Annotated in this window: 15 protein-coding genes, 7 tRNA genes and 2 rRNA genes; 5 read left to right on the forward strand and 19 right to left on the reverse strand. The window is 53.3% G+C overall.

Features of this window, described 5'->3' with window-relative positions; translation table 11 throughout:
* Positions 1–98 precede the first annotated feature (98 nt).
* The 7 genes from phnE (BLO51_RS24570) to BLO51_RS24600 form a co-directional block, all read right to left on the reverse strand.
* Positions 99–890, reverse strand: coding sequence for a phosphonate ABC transporter, permease protein PhnE (gene phnE, locus BLO51_RS24570; RefSeq protein ID WP_090676041.1), 792 nt, complete (start codon positions 888–890; stop codon positions 99–101).
* Entirely contained in the window at positions 887–1,678 is a 792-nt protein-coding gene (phnE, locus tag BLO51_RS24575; RefSeq protein WP_090676042.1) for a phosphonate ABC transporter, permease protein PhnE, read from the reverse strand. The genes phnE (BLO51_RS24570) and phnE (BLO51_RS24575) overlap by 4 nt, the downstream gene beginning before the upstream one ends.
* Positions 1,675–2,448, reverse strand: coding sequence for a phosphonate ABC transporter ATP-binding protein (gene phnC / locus BLO51_RS24580; RefSeq protein WP_090676045.1), 774 nt, complete (start codon positions 2,446–2,448; stop codon positions 1,675–1,677). Before phnC ends, phnE (BLO51_RS24575) begins: the two co-directional genes overlap by 4 nt.
* 145 nt (positions 2,449–2,593) lie before the next feature.
* The gene (locus BLO51_RS24585) at positions 2,594–3,394 is read right to left on the reverse strand and encodes a lipid II flippase Amj family protein (protein WP_090676047.1); all 801 of its coding nucleotides are present in this window, start codon (positions 3,392–3,394) and stop codon (positions 2,594–2,596) included.
* A 122-nt stretch (positions 3,395–3,516) separates the two neighbouring features.
* Positions 3,517–4,290, reverse strand: a complete 774-nt coding sequence (locus BLO51_RS24590; protein ID WP_090676049.1) for an ABC transporter permease — start codon at positions 4,288–4,290, stop codon at positions 3,517–3,519.
* Complete coding sequence (locus BLO51_RS24595) at positions 4,283–5,206, reverse strand: ABC transporter ATP-binding protein (protein ID WP_090676050.1); 924 nt, start codon at positions 5,204–5,206, stop codon at positions 4,283–4,285. The genes BLO51_RS24590 and BLO51_RS24595 overlap by 8 nt, the downstream gene beginning before the upstream one ends.
* Before the next feature lie 96 nt (positions 5,207–5,302).
* Positions 5,303–6,118, reverse strand: coding sequence for a uroporphyrinogen-III synthase (locus BLO51_RS24600; RefSeq protein ID WP_090676052.1), 816 nt, complete (start codon positions 6,116–6,118; stop codon positions 5,303–5,305).
* Between the two features lie 208 nt (positions 6,119–6,326).
* Between BLO51_RS24600 and BLO51_RS24605 the strand changes: the two genes are divergently transcribed.
* Positions 6,327–7,043 (forward strand): 3D domain-containing protein, encoded by a 717-nt coding sequence (locus BLO51_RS24605; RefSeq protein WP_090676053.1) that lies wholly within the window; start codon positions 6,327–6,329, stop codon positions 7,041–7,043.
* A gap of 19 nt (positions 7,044–7,062) precedes the next feature.
* Here the strand turns inward: BLO51_RS24605 and BLO51_RS24610 are convergent, their stop codons facing one another.
* A complete protein-coding gene (locus BLO51_RS24610; protein WP_090676055.1) occupies positions 7,063–8,121 on the reverse strand; it encodes a DctP family TRAP transporter solute-binding subunit in 1,059 nt (352 codons plus the stop codon).
* A 152-nt stretch (positions 8,122–8,273) separates the two neighbouring features.
* Here BLO51_RS24610 and BLO51_RS24615 point away from each other — a divergent pair, with 152 nt between their 5' ends.
* From BLO51_RS24615 to BLO51_RS24630, 4 genes are all read left to right on the forward strand, one after another.
* A complete protein-coding gene (locus BLO51_RS24615; RefSeq protein WP_090676056.1) occupies positions 8,274–8,666 on the forward strand; it encodes a hypothetical protein in 393 nt (130 codons plus the stop codon).
* A 140-nt stretch (positions 8,667–8,806) separates the two neighbouring features.
* Positions 8,807–10,387, forward strand: a complete 1,581-nt coding sequence (locus BLO51_RS24620; protein ID WP_090676069.1) for an ATP-binding protein — start codon at positions 8,807–8,809, stop codon at positions 10,385–10,387.
* 57 nt (positions 10,388–10,444) lie between these two features.
* Entirely contained in the window at positions 10,445–11,191 is a 747-nt protein-coding gene (locus tag BLO51_RS24625; RefSeq protein WP_090676058.1) for a response regulator, read from the forward strand.
* A gap of 148 nt (positions 11,192–11,339) precedes the next feature.
* Positions 11,340–12,647, forward strand: a complete 1,308-nt coding sequence (locus BLO51_RS24630; RefSeq protein ID WP_090676060.1) for a dicarboxylate/amino acid:cation symporter — start codon at positions 11,340–11,342, stop codon at positions 12,645–12,647.
* A 50-nt stretch (positions 12,648–12,697) separates the two neighbouring features.
* On the opposite strand, the gene BLO51_RS24635 is transcribed toward BLO51_RS24630, so the two are convergent.
* From BLO51_RS24635 to BLO51_RS24685, 11 genes are all read right to left on the reverse strand, one after another.
* Complete coding sequence (locus tag BLO51_RS24635; RefSeq protein WP_090676061.1) at positions 12,698–14,170, reverse strand: amino acid permease; 1,473 nt, start codon at positions 14,168–14,170, stop codon at positions 12,698–12,700.
* 383 nt (positions 14,171–14,553) lie between these two features.
* Positions 14,554–15,273: a thioesterase II family protein gene (locus tag BLO51_RS24640; protein WP_090676063.1), complete on the reverse strand. Its 720-nt coding sequence runs from the start codon at positions 15,271–15,273 to the stop codon at positions 14,554–14,556.
* A 305-nt stretch (positions 15,274–15,578) separates the two neighbouring features.
* A tRNA-Arg gene (locus BLO51_RS24645) sits at positions 15,579–15,652 on the reverse strand.
* 17 nt (positions 15,653–15,669) lie between these two features.
* Positions 15,670–15,744 (reverse strand) — tRNA-Gly (locus BLO51_RS24650).
* Between the two features lie 7 nt (positions 15,745–15,751).
* Positions 15,752–15,835 (reverse strand) — tRNA-Leu (locus tag BLO51_RS24655).
* A gap of 11 nt (positions 15,836–15,846) precedes the next feature.
* Positions 15,847–15,932: transfer RNA gene (locus tag BLO51_RS24660), tRNA-Leu, on the reverse strand.
* A gap of 8 nt (positions 15,933–15,940) precedes the next feature.
* Positions 15,941–16,013: transfer RNA gene (locus BLO51_RS24665), tRNA-Lys, on the reverse strand.
* Positions 16,014–16,026: 13 nt separating this feature from the next.
* Positions 16,027–16,112 (reverse strand) — tRNA-Tyr (locus BLO51_RS24670).
* A gap of 17 nt (positions 16,113–16,129) precedes the next feature.
* Positions 16,130–16,205 (reverse strand) — tRNA-Phe (locus BLO51_RS24675).
* A gap of 44 nt (positions 16,206–16,249) precedes the next feature.
* Positions 16,250–16,366, reverse strand: a 5S ribosomal RNA gene (gene rrf / locus BLO51_RS24680).
* A gap of 131 nt (positions 16,367–16,497) precedes the next feature.
* A 23S ribosomal RNA gene (locus tag BLO51_RS24685) occupies positions 16,498–16,806 on the reverse strand; the annotation flags it as partial.

Genomic DNA, 16,806 nt, shown 5'->3' on the forward strand with positions numbered 1-16,806 from the left:
GATACAGGGATTCCTTCATCGCTTCATCGGGGTCCTGTCCCGCGCAAAAAAGCCCGCTTCGGCATGATGATCCGAAAAGCGGGCTTTGTGGTCTACACCTACACCAGACGTTTGCGAATGGCGGAAGAAATAACATCGATAATGGTGACCATGACGATGATCCCGAGCAGAATAATGCCGACGCGGCTCCATGCACGGGCTTCCAGCGCCAGATTGAGCGGCGCCCCGATCCCTCCCGCCCCGATCAAGCCGAGGATGGAAGCGGAACGGATGTTAATCTCGAAGCGGTACAGCGCAAACGAGAAGAAGTGCGGCAGCACCTGCGGAATGACGGCGAACCACAGCACCTGCAAGCGGTTGGCGCCACAGGCGGTCAGCGCCTCGGTCGGCCCGAGATCGAGATTTTCGAGCGCCTCCGAATACAGCTTGCCGAGCATCCCGATCGAGTGCAGGCCGAGCGCCAGCACCCCGGCATAAGCGCCCGGGCCTACCGCTTTAATGAAGATGACCGCCATGATGATTTCCGGGAACGTCCGGATAAAGCTCAGCATGAATTTGCCGCTGCCGGATACCCAGCGGAAACGGTTCATGTTGTTGGCGGCCCAGAAGGCGAACGGCACGCACAGAAACGCCGAAATAAACGTGCCGATAATGGAGATGGCCAGCGTATCGAGCAGTCCCCGGATCAGGTCCTCGCCTTCGGGCATGTAGACGTAACCCCAATCAGGATTGAACAAGCCGCGGAGAATGGTGGCGAAATCCCGGCCGGCGTTTTCCGTCAAGCCTTCGAATTTAAGCCCGAGAAAAGACCAAAGATAAATAGCTAATATAATGATAGTCACGAGCCAGAAGCGGATGCGGAACGGTTTTTTAGTCGTCGTCTGATTCATAACAACCTCTCCCTTATCTTCGTGCTCACGAAATCGATCAGCAGCACGATCGCCAGCGTCAAAATAATGATAAGGGCCGAACGGTCATAACGGAACATCTGCAGCGTCCGGTCGAGCGTTAACCCGATCCCGCCCGCACCGACCAAGCCGAGCACGGCGGCAGCCCGGACATTGACTTCGAACGTGTACAAAAAATACGCGATATATTGCGCGGCCACCTGCGGCACGACGCCAAAATGAATCCATTGCAGCTTGTTGGCCCCGACGGCCGTCATCGCTTCCAGCGGGCCCGGATCGATCGCTTCGATCGATTCGTAGGTCAGCTTGGCGATCAAGCCGAAGGAGAAAAAGGCGAGCGCCAGCACCCCGGGCATCGCCCCGATGCCGAAGATCGCAACGAACAATCCGGCAAAAAGCAGCTCCGGAATCGTCCGGATCAAGTTGAGAATAATGCGCGCCGGATGATAAATCCACGGGTTGCGGGTTACGTTGCCGGCTGCAAGCAAAGCGACCGGAATCGCGGCCAGCCCGCCGAGCGTCGTACCGATCACGGCCATTTGTATCGTTTCCACCATCGGCTTCCAGACGACATCGATATAGCTCCAGTCAGGAGGAACCATCTCAACGAGCAGCTTGCCCATCTCCGGAAGGCCTTCGATCAGCTTGGCAATGCTGGAGTCGGTTTTATCGGCGCTCCACCATAACAGAAAAATTAAAGCGAGCGTCGTTATATACGACTTCGTATTCGACGGCTTTTTCAGGATGTCGCGACGTTCGGGCCCGGTCATTCCGCCTCCACCCCCAGAAGCTCGTCCTTCTTGATTGCGCGTCCGTAAATGCCCGAGAAGGCCTCATCCGTCGCTTCCGATACGGGACCGTCGAACACGACCTCCCCTGCGCGCAGCCCGATAATGCGGGTCGCGTATTCCCGCGCCAAGTCGATAAAGTGAAGGTTAACGACGGTCGTGATGCCGAGCTCCTGATTGATCCGTTTCAGGTCATCCATCACCTGACGTGTCGTCAACGGGTCCAGCGAGGCGACCGGCTCGTCCGCCAGAATAATTTTCGCTTCCTGGGCAAGCGCTCTGGCGATCGAGACGCGCTGCTGCTGTCCGCCGGACAGTTCGTCCGCACGGGCATACGCCTTCTCCCGAATATTGACGCGCTCAAGCGCTTGGAGCGCAAGCTCCACATCTCTATTCGGAAAGAGCCCGAGCAGCGTCCGCAGCGTCGAATGATAGCCCACACGGCCGGAGAGAACGTTGCGAAGAACGGAGGAACGTTTGACTAAGTTAAAATTTTGAAAAATCATGCCGATATCACGGCGCAGATTTCGAAGCTGGGCTCCCTTGGCCGCCGTGATCGACCGCCCGTCGATGAGAATTTGGCCATTGGTAATTTCATGCAGCCTGTTAATTGATCGCAGCAGCGTCGATTTTCCGGCTCCCGAGAGACCGACGATTACAATAAATTCGCCTTTGTCCATGGTCAAATTAATATTTTTGAGACCTACGGTTCCGTTCGGATATACCTTGGACACATTCTGGAATTCAATCATAGTCTAATGAAAGTCCCCTTTAGCTAAATTAAACTGACCAGCTTTTAATTCGACATGAATCGCGGTTTTCCTTTTCCAATTCGCCTCAAATGACCTATATTAATGAAAACTTAACACTTCTTACCTTAAGGACTTAACTCCGATTTTAAAATAACAACCCGCAAATGAACGCAATCACCTCCGCTCCCGGCAGGAGCAACAGCTGGGCGAGCAAGGTGCCGGCCAGCCGCGACAGCATAAGGATGCCGAACATTTTATGGAGCTCCGCCTGCTTCACTTTGCCGGACATCGCCTTATCGGACAGCAGCGCTACTCGCGGATCGATGAAGATGGTCAGCAGGATCGTGGCAATCCCGTTGATCAGACCTGACGATTGCGCGGCGCTTGTTCCATGCTCGGGAACGAGATAGGACGCGTACAGCGCAGATAATACGCCGACCGTGTAGATGCCCGTGACCAAGGTGTTCATCAGCAACAGCCGCTTCGGAATCCCGCCGACCCGCAGCCGGCTGAGCATCTCCAGACGGGGCAGCCGAAATACGCGCTTGACCGATTTCAGCTTGTCGATCGTCACGGACTCCCGGATCAAGACCGGCAGCGAGCCGACAACCTCAAGCCGGGCGATCAGCCGCGCGGCCACGAACACCATTGTCGGAAAAACGAGAAGCGCCGCCAGCGTCCCGACGGAAGCCCCGATCAAGATCAGATGAAATTGAAACCCGAGCGCAATGTCCGGGTCATTCTTCGCTTTATCGATCAAATTGCCGAATAACGTGCCTTGAAGCATGTTCGATGTTCTGGAAATTAGAAGGATGATGCCCGTGAGCGACAAGGCGACCGCCAGCTTTCCTGTTCGGATACCGGCCAGCCTTACCGCATAAGATAGCGTTTCCACGCCGTGAATGATCAAGGTTAGCGCAAATACGAGCCATACCGATCCGACCATGCTTCCCCCTCCTCCGTAATCCAGACAAGCCAAAAACGCGACCGCACGCTTGATTCGCAAGAATAAAGACGGCTGTCGCGTTTGCTAGTGGTTTGTCGGCTAATGACGTCTCTTTATCGCTGCTAGCTGCCTGCGACGTCCCTCTTCGTAAATAGCAGCCAGGAAACGGCATAGAATACAATCCAATAACCGGCCAGAACGGCCAGAGAGAAGCCGAGCGTCATCCCGGGGACAACAGGCTTGCCCCCGTGTAAATACGGAGTCAAATCCGTATTAGCGAACAATAAATATTTGACCCAGTCATATCTGAGCTGCACCAAAATGGTTACGAGCGTTCCGGACACAAACATCAGGAAGATGGAGAGTCCGATCGCCAGCGAGCTGCTGCGGAAAACGGTCGAAATCATAAAAGCCAGCGTCGCCGTCATCACGATCTCTACGGCTTTGATGCCATACCCTTGAAGGATGGCCGGCATCGTCCCGTCGGGCGAAACCGAACCGCTGACGCCGAACAGCACTAGCCCCGTAAAGTAAGAGATGATCAGCATAATCAGCAGCAGCTCGACAATAAACAGCAGCACGGAGATGTACTTGGCCAACAAAATTTTGCCGCGGGAGGCCGGACGGATCAGCAGCAGCTTCACCGTGCCCCACGTAAATTCGGAAGCCACGCTGTCACCCGCCACAATAACGGAAAAAATCGTGACGAGCGGGGCGAGACTCGCCGAGATGCTCATAAAATGAAGGACGTGATTCATCCCCGATTCGAGGACATACTTCATCATCGCGCCCATCGAAATAACCGCCAAGACGACAAAAGCGAGCATGATCCACGTCCGCAGACGGGTGTAAATTTTCATTTGTTCGTTCTGTATGAGGCGAAATACGCTAGACAATCCGGTTCCCTCCCGTCACTTCGAGGAACTGCTCCTCGAGCGTTTTGGTCAGCGTCCGGATGCCGTAAACCCGGATTCCCGCCGCAACGAAACGGGCGTTAAGCTCAGCGATCGCTTCGCGCCGGTTCGGCAGCCATACGACGAGCTCCGGACCTTCCGCTTTCGCGCGTTCCGCTTCTCCCAGCAGCTCCAGAGCCGCATCGGGGCGGTCAACTTCAAACCGGACCTCGACGGCCTCCGTCTCTGAAGGAGCCTCCTTGAACGACCGGACATCGAGCAGCCGACCGTTCTGAATAATGGCCACCCGGTCGCACATCAATTCCATCTCCGACAGCAGATGGCTCGAAACGATGACCGCCAGCCCTTCCTCCGCAGCCAAGCGGCGCAAATAATCGCGCAGCTCGCGAATTCCCTCGGGGTCCAGACCGTTGGTCGGCTCGTCGAGCACGAGCACCGACGGGCGGTGCAGGATCGCCTGGGCTACGCCGAGACGCTGCCGCATGCCGAGCGAATACGTTTTGACCTTGTCCATAATACGGTTCTCCAGCTTCACCAGCCGGACCACTTCGTCGATACGTTCCTTTGGGACATTCGGCATCATCCGGGCAAAATGAACCAGGTTCTGATACCCGGTCATAAACCCGTAAAATTCGGGGTTTTCCACAATCGCGCCGACATGAAGCATCGCTTGCTCGAACCTTGTTTTCACGCTGTGTCCCTGAATCAGCACTTCTCCATCCGTAATTGCCATTAAGCCGACCATCATCCGGATCGTTGTCGTCTTGCCCGCGCCATTCGGTCCGAGAAAACCGAACACTTCGCCCGGCTTCACTTCGAAGGACAGCCCATCCACAATCGTTTTGGAGCCGATTCGCTTGGTTATTTGCTGCAGTTGTACTACCGGAGTCGCTTCCATGTTTCCTCCATATGTAAAAAATAGGGCATACCTTCCTGACACGGAAAGTATACCACACCTGAAATCTCTGACCAAATCTCGGAACAGGCCGACGCTCTACGCCTCGGATTCCTGCTCATAATAATGCGCCAGGCTGACGATCATGCTGCCCATCCGCTCCTGCTCCGGAGCGACGACCCGCTGAATGCCCTCTTCGCGAAGCGCTTCAGCCGTCACTTTGCCTACCGCCACGGCGACGACGCCGCTCGCAAAAGCTTCCTTCACCCGGTCCGCCATCCCCTGCTCCCGCGCATAGGCCATCAAAAACCGGACCTGCGGGGTACTGGTGAACGTCACGGCATCGATAGCGCCGCTCACGATTTCATTCAGCAGCGTGTCCACCACCTCCAAGGCGGGCGGAACGTGCCGATACGGCAAAATTTCGCGGTACGACGCCTGCCGCTCGGCCAGCCATTGGACAAGCCGGGGCGCGTGGTCGCCGTACAGCTGCAGCGCCACCCGTTGCCCTTGAAGCTCGTAAGGTGCCATCGCCGCGATCAGGCTGGCCGTCGTTCCGTCCTCGTCCCGTACAGTGGGGGTTAGCCCTAATGCTTTCAAATAATTGATTGTTTTGTAGCCTCTGGCCGCGATTTGGGCTTGGCTCAACGTTTCCACGAACGCTTCCTTCCGGCCCATGCTTTCGGCCGCTTGCACCAATAGCTCCGTGCCGATCCCTGTCGTAAGAATCACCCAATCGATCCCTGTCTCGATCAGCCGGGCGATTTCCGCCTCCACTTGCTCCCGCTCAACAGCAACGGTTCCTTGGGCCGGCCGCAAGATCGGCACCCCGCCCAGCTTTTCCACGATGACGCTGAGCTCCGCCGCTTTCCTCGGTCCTGTAAGTGCAATTCGTTTTCCTTCAAGTCTGCTCATCCCGATGCCCCCTTGTGCGGACCTTCTGCCGGTCGCGTATTCCTGCAATGCGTCACCATATCTGACATATAGTTCGTACTATACTGGAAGATTGCCGTTCAATCAATAGATTTGGAGAAACGAATTTTTTACCTGCCGGTTTAAATTCGGGGATAGCGGGCAAATCTAGTACTATCACTCTAGTTTCTCAAAGGAGGAGTTGTAAGGAATGTTGAACGCTAGTATTTTACGGCTCACGCTTTGCCTCATTCTAATCGTCACCTTGGGAGCGGCGGCCGAGCGGTCCGCCTATGCCTACCATACATCGGCAGATCTGGCCGAAACGACCATGGCATCCCAGGAATGGGATGCGATCTTGCAAAGAGACGCAGAGGCCGAAGCACAGACGGAAAGCCCTGTCTTGAAGACCATACTTTCCCCTGTCTCCTATAAAGTGCGTTCGGGCGATACGCTTTATCGGATCGCAAGATTGTTCGGAATCCCCCTGCAGACGCTGCTAGCCGCCAACGGCATCGACGATCCGGGATCGCTCCAGGCAGGACAGCAGCTGCAGATTCCGTCGGAACAAGCTGGGATTGAGCTGCCCGAAGGACAAGGGGGCATCATCCGACAGGTGCTGACTTCGACGTTAACGGCTTATACCGCGGGAGTCGAATCGACCGGCAAAAAGCCGTCCCATCCGGATTACGGCATCACCTACAGCGGCAGCAAAGCCGCGGAAGGACGCACGATTGCCGTCGATCCTTCGGTTATCCCGATGGGCTCGACCGTGTTCATCGACGGTATCGGCGTCCGCAAAGCTGAAGATATCGGATCGGCCATCCGCGGTACGCGAATCGACTTGTTCATGGACGACGCGAAGCAGGCCCGCCACTTCGGCGTAAAGAAAAATGTGAAGGTATACGTGCTTGAAGGTACGGCCTAGGCCATTCTATGGCCGTTCTTCAACCGCCATACTTTTCCCGCAGCCGGCGAATGCGGTTCATGACGTCTTTTCCAATCGTTTCCTCGAACTCCTGATAGATCGGGTCCCATCGCTGCATCCACTCGCGGCGTTCCTCCGGCGTCTGAACATGAATTTGCAGCCCTCCCTGATGGCGCAATTCGTCCAGCTGGCGCCGGTTCATCTCGATCGCATTCTCATTGGCCCAGCGCGCCGTTTCTTCCAGCGCTTCTGCCAAAGGCTTCTTCACATCGCCCGGCAGCTTGTCCCAGAACGATTTGTTCATCAGCACCGTATACCCGAGATATCCGTGGTTGCTGATAGTCATATATTTTTGCACCTGATAGAACTTTTTCGTACGGATATTGGAGATCGTATTCTCTTCGCCGTCCACGACGCCCGACTCCAGACCGCGATACACTTCGTTGAACGGAATCGGGGTCGTTTTTGCCTCAAACTGTCGAAATTGCGCTTCGATTACCTTGCTGGGCAAAATGCGAAAGTGTTGTTCTTTGAAATCCGAAGGATGAATCAGCGGCCCCCGATTGGAAGTCATTTGCTTGAAGCCGTTGCCCCAATAGGACAAGCCGACCAAATTTTTGCTTGTCAGCTTATCGAACAGCAGCTTCCCCAGCTCGCCGTCAAACGCCTCCTGTACCGCTTCGTCGCTTAAGAACGCATACGGCAGGTCAAACGTCAGCCACGCCGGAACATACTCGGACACATTGGCAAACGAAGGGGCTATCATTTGTATGTTACCGCGCATAAGCGCATCCATTTCATCGGTCTCGTTATAGAGAACCGCGTTTGGAAACACTTCGACCTTCACGCGGCGATCCGTCTTTTCAGATATCAGGCGGGCAAATCTTTGAGCCGCCAGGCCTTTGGGCGTATTTTCGGCAACAACATGGCTGAATTTAATGACTAGCGCCTGATCGAAACCTTCTTGCTCGTCATCCGCCACGTCGGATGTTGTCGAGAATCCCGGATAAAAACCGATCGCCACGGCAGCGGCAAGTCCGATAAATACAACAAGCAGCGTTCCGAGCAAAGGTCTCACGTCCGTTCACCTCCGGAATGATCATGATGTACAATAACATATGTCGCTGCCTAACTCAATGAAGACCGTATACCCGAACATGAATTTTGAAGAAACGGTTAAACTAAAGAAAACGCGGACGATCCCCTTGCAAACGAAGGAGGTTTCAGACGATGCCGACAAGATTCGTACGGGGTCTGCTTTGGTGCCTTCTGCTGATGCCGATCGTATTGACGGGCTGCGGCGGCGGAAAAAAACAAGAGCAGCAACAGAGTAAAAAACAGCAGCAAAATAAGCCGAGCGATACGATGCTTCAACAGCAGTTGAAGATGTATCAGGATATAAAAAAGAACGAGCACGAGCAGGAGGAAAAGATCCGCAAGGAAGAAAAAAAGCAGCTTAAAAAGCTGCAAAAGGATCAGCAAAAAATGCTGAAGCGGGAACTCGAATTTCAAGAAAAAGTTCGTATGGGGGGCAACCCGTGGGCTGGCGGCAAAAAGGAAAAGCAGCAGTCCAAGCAGCAAGGCAAAGGGAAGGAAGAGAAAAAGAAGATGCCGGGTGAATAATTCTCCCGATTCCATACGTATCCGTTTATCAATAGCCCGTCCCCGCTCCATCCGGTTGCGGAAGACAGGGCTGTTTTGTTTTCCATCCTCCGCTTCCTGTTGTATGATAATATATCGTAGAAAGGGGGGCGGGACGGATGATGCCGCAGCGCTTGAAAATCAACTGGAAAATCGCGATTTTGTCGTTCGGCATCGTCCTGTTCTCGCTCTGTATCGGAGGGACGATTCTCCTTGGCAGCATCGTCCGGCTGAAAGAAGAAGAGCTTGGGCAGCGGCTGCTTATCACCGCCCGCACCGTGGCGCAGATGCCGGAGATCGCCTCCGGCATTGCGGACCCCGACATGCGCGACGGCATCCAGCGTGCTGCCGAGCGCATTCGCATCATCAACGACGTGACCTACGTCGTGGTGATGGATATGCACCGGCTGCGGCTTTCGCATCCGGTGGAGAGCAATATCGGCACCGTTTCGTCCGGCGCCGACGAAGGCCCCGCCTTTGCCGAGCACACTTACGTGTCCAAGGCAAAAGGCGAGCTCGGCACGGCGCTGCGCGCCTTCGTGCCGATTATGAACGCCGAGCATGCGCAGGTCGGCGTCGCGCTCGTCGGCCGCATCCAGCCAACCGTAGGGCAGGTGCTGCTGGACCTGTCGAATCAAGCCTACGTCGTGCTGTTCATTTCCCTACTCTTCGGGCTGTGGGGGTCATGGAAACTCGCCCAGCATATCAAGCGGCAGATGTTCGAGCTGGAACCGCACGAAATCGCCGCGCTGCTGGTCGAACGTACAGCGACGTTCAACGCGATGCATGAGGGCGTCATTGCCATCGATAAGTTCGAACGCATCACGATTTTCAATGAGAAGGCGAAACAGATGCTCAAAGTATCGGGCGACGTTGTCGGCAAGTCGATCTGGGAGGTGCTTCCCGATACACGGCTGCCCGAAATATTGGAGCTCAATCATCCGATCTTCAATCAAGAGCTGGTCATTCAAGAAACGCCGATCATGAGCAACCGGGTGCCGATCACCGTAGGCGGGGAAACCGTCGGCGCCGTCGCCATTTTTCAAGACCGGACGGAAGTGACGCGGATGGCCGAAGAGCTGACCGGCGTCCGGACCTTCGTCGATGCGCTGCGCGTGCAAAACCACGAGTATATGAACAAGCTGCATACGATCGGCGGCTTGATCCAGCTCGGCAGCAACGAGAAAGCGCTTGATTTTTTGTTCGAGATGACCGAGCAGAAAGAAGAGCTCACCCGTTTCCTCGACAGCCGAATTCGCAACGAAAGCTTGACCGGTCTGCTGCTTGGCAAGATCAGCCGCGGCCGGGAGCTTGGGATCGAGGTAACGATCGACCGGCAAAGCCGACTGGAACGGTTTCCCGAACGGCTCGATCATCACGATTTCGTGATCCTGCTCGGCAACCTCTTGGAAAATGCTTTTGACGCATTGCATCACCAAACCAAGGATAACAAACACATCTTTATCAGCCTTGAACAAGATGACGAGGTGCTGTCCGTCCTCGTCGAGGACAATGGCTGCGGCATGGAGGAGTCCGTCAAAACCCGCATATTCGAGCACGGCTTTACGACCAAAGGCGACGGCGGACGCGGAATCGGCCTTCACCTGATCGACGATATCGTGCGGAAAGGCGGCGGCTCGATTCAGATCGAATCCACCCCGGGAGAAGGAACGACGTTCATCATTACGTTCCCGATGCAGTAGTTTTTTGCAGTCCGATGCTCTTCATTTACAGTGAAAGCGAGGGAGATGACAGGCAACATGGCAGACGGTATGAACGAAACGAAGCGGGACATTCTCCGCGTCCTGCTGATCGAAGACGATCCGATGGTGCAGGAAGTCAACAGTCAATTTGTCGAGCGAGTGGAAGGCTTTCGTGTCACAGGCATTGCTTCCAGCGGGGATGAAGGCTTGCGCATGGTAAAAGAGCTGCAGCCCAATCTCGTCATCCTCGATATTTTCATGCCGGTGCGGGACGGCATCGAGACGATCATGGAGCTCCGCCGAAATCAAACCCCCGTCGACGTTATGGTGATCAGCGCGGCCAATGATATGCGTACCATTGATCGGATGCTTCAGAACGGGGCCGTCGATTACATCATGAAACCGTTTAAATTTGAAAGGGTAAAGCAGGCACTCGAGCATTACCGCCAGATGAAGACAGCGCTCGATAGCGGCCATCCCGCTTCCCAATCCGAGTTGGATCGGCTGCTTTTCGGAAGAACGCATGATGCGTCTTCACCAGACAGGCAAAAGGAAGAGCCGCCGGAATTGCCCAAAGGACTCCAGGCTGTAACCCTTAAGCAAATTGTGCAATTTTTGGTCCTGCAATCGGAGGCGCTTTCAGCGGAGGAGGTCGCCAAAGGCGTCGGCATCGCCAGAGTGACAGCCAGACGTTATCTCGACTTTTTGGAGAAAAGCGGTCAAGTCCGTCTCGATCTCCAATATGGGGTCGGCCGTCCCGTCAATAAATACAGATTATCCTCTCCGCCCGGCGGATCGCGTTAACAAACAACGCGGTCCGCTTTTTTTGTGCCCTTTCCGAAGACCAAAAAGACCAAAACAACCAATATGTCCAAATGATTCACAAGTCATTATGAAAGCGTTAGCATAAAAACACGAAAAGAGAACGCAATGTAGAAAAGAGGGATTTTTCATGAAAATCAATTTCAAAAACCTTACGGTTCAGGTCTTGATTGCGATTGTCCTCGGGATCTTGATCGGACAATTTTTCCCAACGTTCGGGGTGCAGCTCAAAGTGCTCGGCGATATGTTCGTCAAGCTGATCAAAATGGTCATCGCCCCCATCGTCTTTTTCACAATTGTAATCGGTTTTGCGAATATGGGAGATATGAAAAAAATCGGCCGGATCGGCGGCAAAGCACTGCTGTATTTCGAAATCATCACGACCTTTGCGATGGCGATCGGGATTGCCGTCATGTATCTCGTCCGCCCCGGTTCCGGCATGGATGTCAGCAAAGTCGGGGCCAATGCGGCAGACGTGGCAAAATATGCGAAGCAAGCGGTGGAAGCTCCGCACGGTTTCATGGATTTTCTGCTCAGCGTCATTCCGGACAGCGTCGTAGGCGCACTCGCCAAAGGTGACATGCTTCCGGTGCTTTTATTCTCCGTCATGTTTGGTCTCGCTATGGCCTCCCTGGGCGAGAAATCGAGACCCGTCACGCAATTTTTCGAGAAATTGAACGAGATTTTCTTTAAATTGGTCGCTATGATCATGCGCTTCTCCCCTATTGCCGCCGGCGGCGCCATGGCTTATACGATTGGGAAATTCGGGATTGCCTCCCTGTTCTCTCTTGGCAAAATGATGGGCTCCGTTTATATCACCATGCTTCTGTTCGTCATCGTTATTCTCGGCGCAGTAGCCCGATTCTACGGCTTCAGCATTTTCAATCTGCTAAAGTTCATCAAAGAAGAAATTTTACTGGTGCTTGGCACCTCCTCCTCCGAATCGGCGCTGCCGCGCTTGATGGAACGTCTTGAGAAATACGGCTGCTCCAAGTCGGTCGTCGGTCTAGTCGTCCCAACCGGCTACTCGTTCAACCTGGACGGCACGTCGATTTACTTATCGATGGCAGCGCTATTTATTGCGCAAGCCTATGGCATTGAGCTGACGTTGCTGCAAATTGTAACGCTGCTCGGCGTGCTGATGCTGACCTCCAAAGGCGCGGCAGGCGTTACCGGCTCCGGCTTCGTCACCTTGGCGGCCACACTTGCCGCAATCCCTGGCAACGTGATCCCGGTCGAAGGCATGGCGCTTCTGCTCGGCGTTGACCGTTTTATGTCCGAAGCACGCGCCATCACGAATCTGATTGGCAATAGCGTCGCCACCGTTGTTATTGCGAAAAGCGAGAAGCAATTCGACAATCAGACAATTGTGGTATCCCCTGCTTCAGAAGAAGGCGCTTATGTAAGCGGAGAACCCAAGGTACTCACGACAAATTAACGTGCAAAAAAGCAGCCGTCCCCTTTCCGAGGCAGCTGCTTCATTATTTCCTATTTCGACCGTTCCACAACCGTATCCTCGAACACACATTCTTCCAGCTTCAGCATTTTCGTTTTATGCTTCCACTTATACGTCAGCCATATCGCCAAAAAGAGCGGAATGCCAATATAAGAAGCAAACAGGTAGGCCCAATCGACCGTACCGTTCTTCATCCCGCCGATACACTGACCGACGATAACGATAGCGCACAGTATCCCAGCCAGGATCGGCCCGAACGGAAACCATTTGGCTTTGTACGGCAAATCATTGATGTCCCGGCCTTGAGCGACATAGGCTTTGCGGAAACGGTAGTGGCTTATCGCTATGCCGAGCCAAGCGATAAAGCCCGACATGCCGGATGCATTCAACAGCCAAATGTAGACGACACCGTCCCCGAACGAGGAGGACAAGAAAGCGAACATGCCCAAGACGCTCGTCGCCAGCAGCGCATAAACCGGAACGCCTCTCTTGCTCAGCTTGGCGAGAAAACGCGGTGCTTTCCCTTCTTTCGCCAGCACCCACAGCATCCGGGTCGACGCGTACATGCCGGAGTTTCCTGCTGACAGTACCGATGTAAGAATAACGGCATTCATCACCGATGCGGCGATGCTGAGACCGGCTTTTTCAAATACCATCGTGAATGGGCTCATCGCCACGTCATTGCTCGCCAAATTTTCGTTCGTATACGGAACAAGCAGACCGATCACAGCGATAGCAATCAAATAAAACAGCAGAATGCGCCAGAAAACGGAACGGATCGCCTTAGGCACGTTGCGTCGCGGATCTTCACTCTCCCCCGCGGCTATCCCTACCAGCTCCGTTCCCTGAAAGGAGAACCCTGCGGCCATAAATACACCCAGCGCAGTCAAGAACCCTCCGTGGAAAGGCGCGTCGCCAATCGTAAGATTTCGCAAGCCGACGGCTTCGCTGGACCAGATGCCGATGATCATCAGAATGCCGATTCCGATGAACACAATGATCGTGACGACCTTAATTAACGCAAACCAGTACTCCGATTCTCCGTAGCTTTTTACCGAAAGCAGATTGAGCCCTACCATCAAGGCGAGAAACAATGCGCTCCAGAGCAAAGAAGGACTGTCCGGAAGCCAAAATTTAATGATCAGTGTCGCTGCCGACAGCTCGGCGGCTATCGTAATCGCCCAGTTGTACCAATAGTTCCAGCCGAGCGCGAACCCAAACGACGGGTCCACGAAGCGGGTCGCATACGTGCTGAACGTCCCCGATACCGGCATGTAAGTAGCCATTTCGCCTAAGCTCGTCACTAGAAAGTAAACCATGATTCCGATAACCAAATACGCAAGGAACGCCCCGCCCGGACCGGCCGAATGAATGGCTCCGCCGCTGGCCAGAAACAGACCGGTACCGATGGAACCGCCGAGCGAAATCATCGTCATGTGCCGGGCGGTCAGCCCTCTTTTCAACTGATTCGGGGATGAAGATTTGTCCACTCGGGTAGAATTCATAGATCGCTACTCCTTCTGAAAATGTTAAGGTCACCCTCATCAAAAATTTTTTATGGCGCTTTCAATGGTTCGAAGGGCATAAAAAAAGCCGCAACCTGTATGCGACTACTTGGTGCTCTTAGGTTTATTCATAAAATCTAAACAATATGCCTACCCATTCTATCATATTTCGTTTCATTATATCTAGTCCTATCTTTTGATAGCTTTCTCTCATAAGAAAAACACCTGAAGGCATTGGGAATTTTAATTCTGTTTCTCTCCGCCCTTCTTTCGACTCCAGACGCGTCGTTAGGGATCAGGAATACGAGAGGGGGCCATGCTCCGTGTGAGGCATCAAAGGGACCGTCAGAATGGTTGACGATCCCGCCTTTGTTTAGTCTATGCTATCTGCCCGATGATAATGGTACCATGCTTAATGTTTCGTTAATCAGCTTAACGATAGGCTCCGTTTGATCGTGAATGAAGAAATGTCCACCATCATACTCGACAATTTTGAAGGCACCGTTGGTATGGTCACTCCAAGCGGTCAGATGCTCAGGAACCATGTCGTCTTCTTTTCCATTCAATACGGTAAGGTCGCAATCGAACTTCATATTTTTTTCATGATAAACATAGGTTTCAACCAGTTTATAGTCCGATCTTAAAAGCGGTATAAAGATCTCCGCCAATTCCCGGTTTTCGAACAGTTCGCGTGGTGTTCCTCCGAGTTGGTGAACTTCAGTCATAAAGTCGGCTTCGGGAAGGAGGTGCATCACCTTCCTGTCATTCGGACACTGCGGCGCCCGGCGCCCGGATGCAAAGATGTGCACCGGTTCCACGCCCTTTCGCTGCTTAATTTTGCAGCAGAGCTCATGCGTCAGCAAGCTTCCCATACTGTGCCCAAACAAGGCAAACGGGGCATGGAGCCTTCCGCTGATCTCACGGTAAATATCTTCGACCGCTTGCTCTACGTTAGCATAAGGGGATTCGTTAAATCTCCGGCCTCTTCCGGCCAACTCCACAGGATATAATTCAATATCCGCATTCAATAATCTTTTCCATTTGGAATAAATCGTAGCCGATCCGCCGGCATAAGGCAGACAAAACAACTGAATTTTACTCATGAAATGAATGCACCCCAATCCGTTTAATAGAACGTATTTTGCGTTAATCGGTTTGCTTAAAACGGCAAAATAAATATGATCCTCACTTTAACCCTTCCTTGTTTACATTTTTTGCAACTATCATGGACTATATTTTACCAAATAAAATAGGTATTGTATATTTAGTTTTTGTAGATTCGATAAGTTATGTCCCGCAAAATCTTTTGCCAAACACTATGACAACAAAGAGCTGTTTTTGAAGAAAGTAGAAATACTTTCTTCAAAAACAGCTCTTTGTTTAAGCATGCTTTGTCAAGCGCAAAGTACGTGCCCTGAGAGATTCGAACTCCCGACCTTTTGATTCGTAGTCAAACGCTCTATCCGGCTGAGCTAAGGGCACATAATTTTTTCAAGAAATGGAGCGGAAGACGGGATTCGAACCCGCGACCCTCGCCTTGGCAAGGCGATGCTCTACCCCTGAGCCACTTCCGCGTAAAGATGCGGTCGAGAGGACTCGAACCTCCACGGCTGTTACACCACTAGAACCTGAATCTAGCGCGTCTGCCAATTCCGCCACGACCGCATATTTAATTTTGGTGCGGTTGAGAGGACTCGAACCTCCACGAGCGTACGCCCACTACCCCCTCAAGATAGCGTGTCTGCCATTCCACCACAACCGCATATAACGTGAGCCATGTAGGACTCGAACCTACGACACCCTGATTAAAAGTCAGGTGCTCTACCAACTGAGCTAATGGCTCATAATCTTAAAACTGGTGGAGGCTGATGGATTCGAACCACCGAACTCGTCAGAGAACAGATTTACAGTCTGCTGCGTTTGGCCACTTCGCTAAGCCTCCGTGTTGCTAATAAAGCATGGTGGCTCGGGACGGAATCGAACCGCCGACACGAGGATTTTCAGTCCTCTGCTCTACCGACTGAGCTACCGAGCCGGGCCCGTCTTATTCATGAAAAAACCCACGCTTGTGGGCATTCCGCTTGGCGACGTCCTACTCTCCCAGGACCCTGCGGTCCAAGTACCATCGGCGCTGGAAGGCTTAACGGTCGTGTTCGGGATGGGTACGCGTGGTTCCCTTCCGCCATCATCACCAAACGGATGTCGATGTTTCTGCCACGAAACATCTTTACTTTTCTCAAGGCGACTTGCACCCTGAAAACTGGACCGAAACAAAGCGTAAAGCGAATGATCATTGCTTCCGAAGTAGCTTTCCGAAGGAAAGCTTGTAGGATAAGCCCTCGACCGATTAGTATTCGTCAGCTGCACACGTTTCCGCGCTTCCACCCCGAACCTATCAACCTCGTCGTCTACAAGGGGTCTTACATACTGGGAAATCTCATCTTGAGGGGGGCTTCACGCTTAGATGCTTTCAGCGCTTATCCCTTCCGTACTTAGCTATCCAGCCGTGCTCCTGGCGGAACAACTGGTACACCAGCGGTACGTCCATCCCGGTCCTCTCGTACTAAGGACAGCTCCTCTCAAATTTCCTACGCCCGCGACAGATAGGGACCGAACTGTCTCACGACGTTCTGAAC

This window comes from Paenibacillus tianmuensis, from assembly GCF_900100345.1.
GTDB lineage: Bacteria > Bacillota > Bacilli > Paenibacillales > NBRC-103111 > Paenibacillus_G > Paenibacillus_G tianmuensis.

What these genes read in the sequence shown, in the direction of transcription:
- phnE (WP_090676041.1), bottom strand. Translation starts at nt 890, where the DNA reads ATGAATCAGACGACGACTAAAAAACCGTTCCGCATCCGCTTCTGGCTC.
- phnE (WP_090676042.1), bottom strand. Translation starts at nt 1,678, where the DNA reads ATGACCGGGCCCGAACGTCGCGACATCCTGAAAAAGCCGTCGAATACG.
- phnC (WP_090676045.1), bottom strand. Translation starts at nt 2,448, where the DNA reads ATGATTGAATTCCAGAATGTGTCCAAGGTATATCCGAACGGAACCGTA.
- BLO51_RS24585 (WP_090676047.1), bottom strand. Translation starts at nt 3,394, where the DNA reads ATGGTCGGATCGGTATGGCTCGTATTTGCGCTAACCTTGATCATTCAC.
- BLO51_RS24595 (WP_090676050.1), bottom strand. Translation starts at nt 5,206, where the DNA reads ATGGAAGCGACTCCGGTAGTACAACTGCAGCAAATAACCAAGCGAATC.
- BLO51_RS24600 (WP_090676052.1), bottom strand. Translation starts at nt 6,118, where the DNA reads ATGAGCAGACTTGAAGGAAAACGAATTGCACTTACAGGACCGAGGAAA.
- BLO51_RS24605 (WP_090676053.1), top strand. Translation starts at nt 6,327, where the DNA reads ATGTTGAACGCTAGTATTTTACGGCTCACGCTTTGCCTCATTCTAATC.
- BLO51_RS24615 (WP_090676056.1), top strand. Translation starts at nt 8,274, where the DNA reads ATGCCGACAAGATTCGTACGGGGTCTGCTTTGGTGCCTTCTGCTGATG.
- BLO51_RS24620 (WP_090676069.1), top strand. Translation starts at nt 8,807, where the DNA reads ATGCCGCAGCGCTTGAAAATCAACTGGAAAATCGCGATTTTGTCGTTC.
- BLO51_RS24625 (WP_090676058.1), top strand. Translation starts at nt 10,445, where the DNA reads ATGGCAGACGGTATGAACGAAACGAAGCGGGACATTCTCCGCGTCCTG.
- BLO51_RS24630 (WP_090676060.1), top strand. Translation starts at nt 11,340, where the DNA reads ATGAAAATCAATTTCAAAAACCTTACGGTTCAGGTCTTGATTGCGATT.
- BLO51_RS24635 (WP_090676061.1), bottom strand. Translation starts at nt 14,170, where the DNA reads ATGAATTCTACCCGAGTGGACAAATCTTCATCCCCGAATCAGTTGAAA.
- BLO51_RS24640 (WP_090676063.1), bottom strand. Translation starts at nt 15,273, where the DNA reads ATGAGTAAAATTCAGTTGTTTTGTCTGCCTTATGCCGGCGGATCGGCT.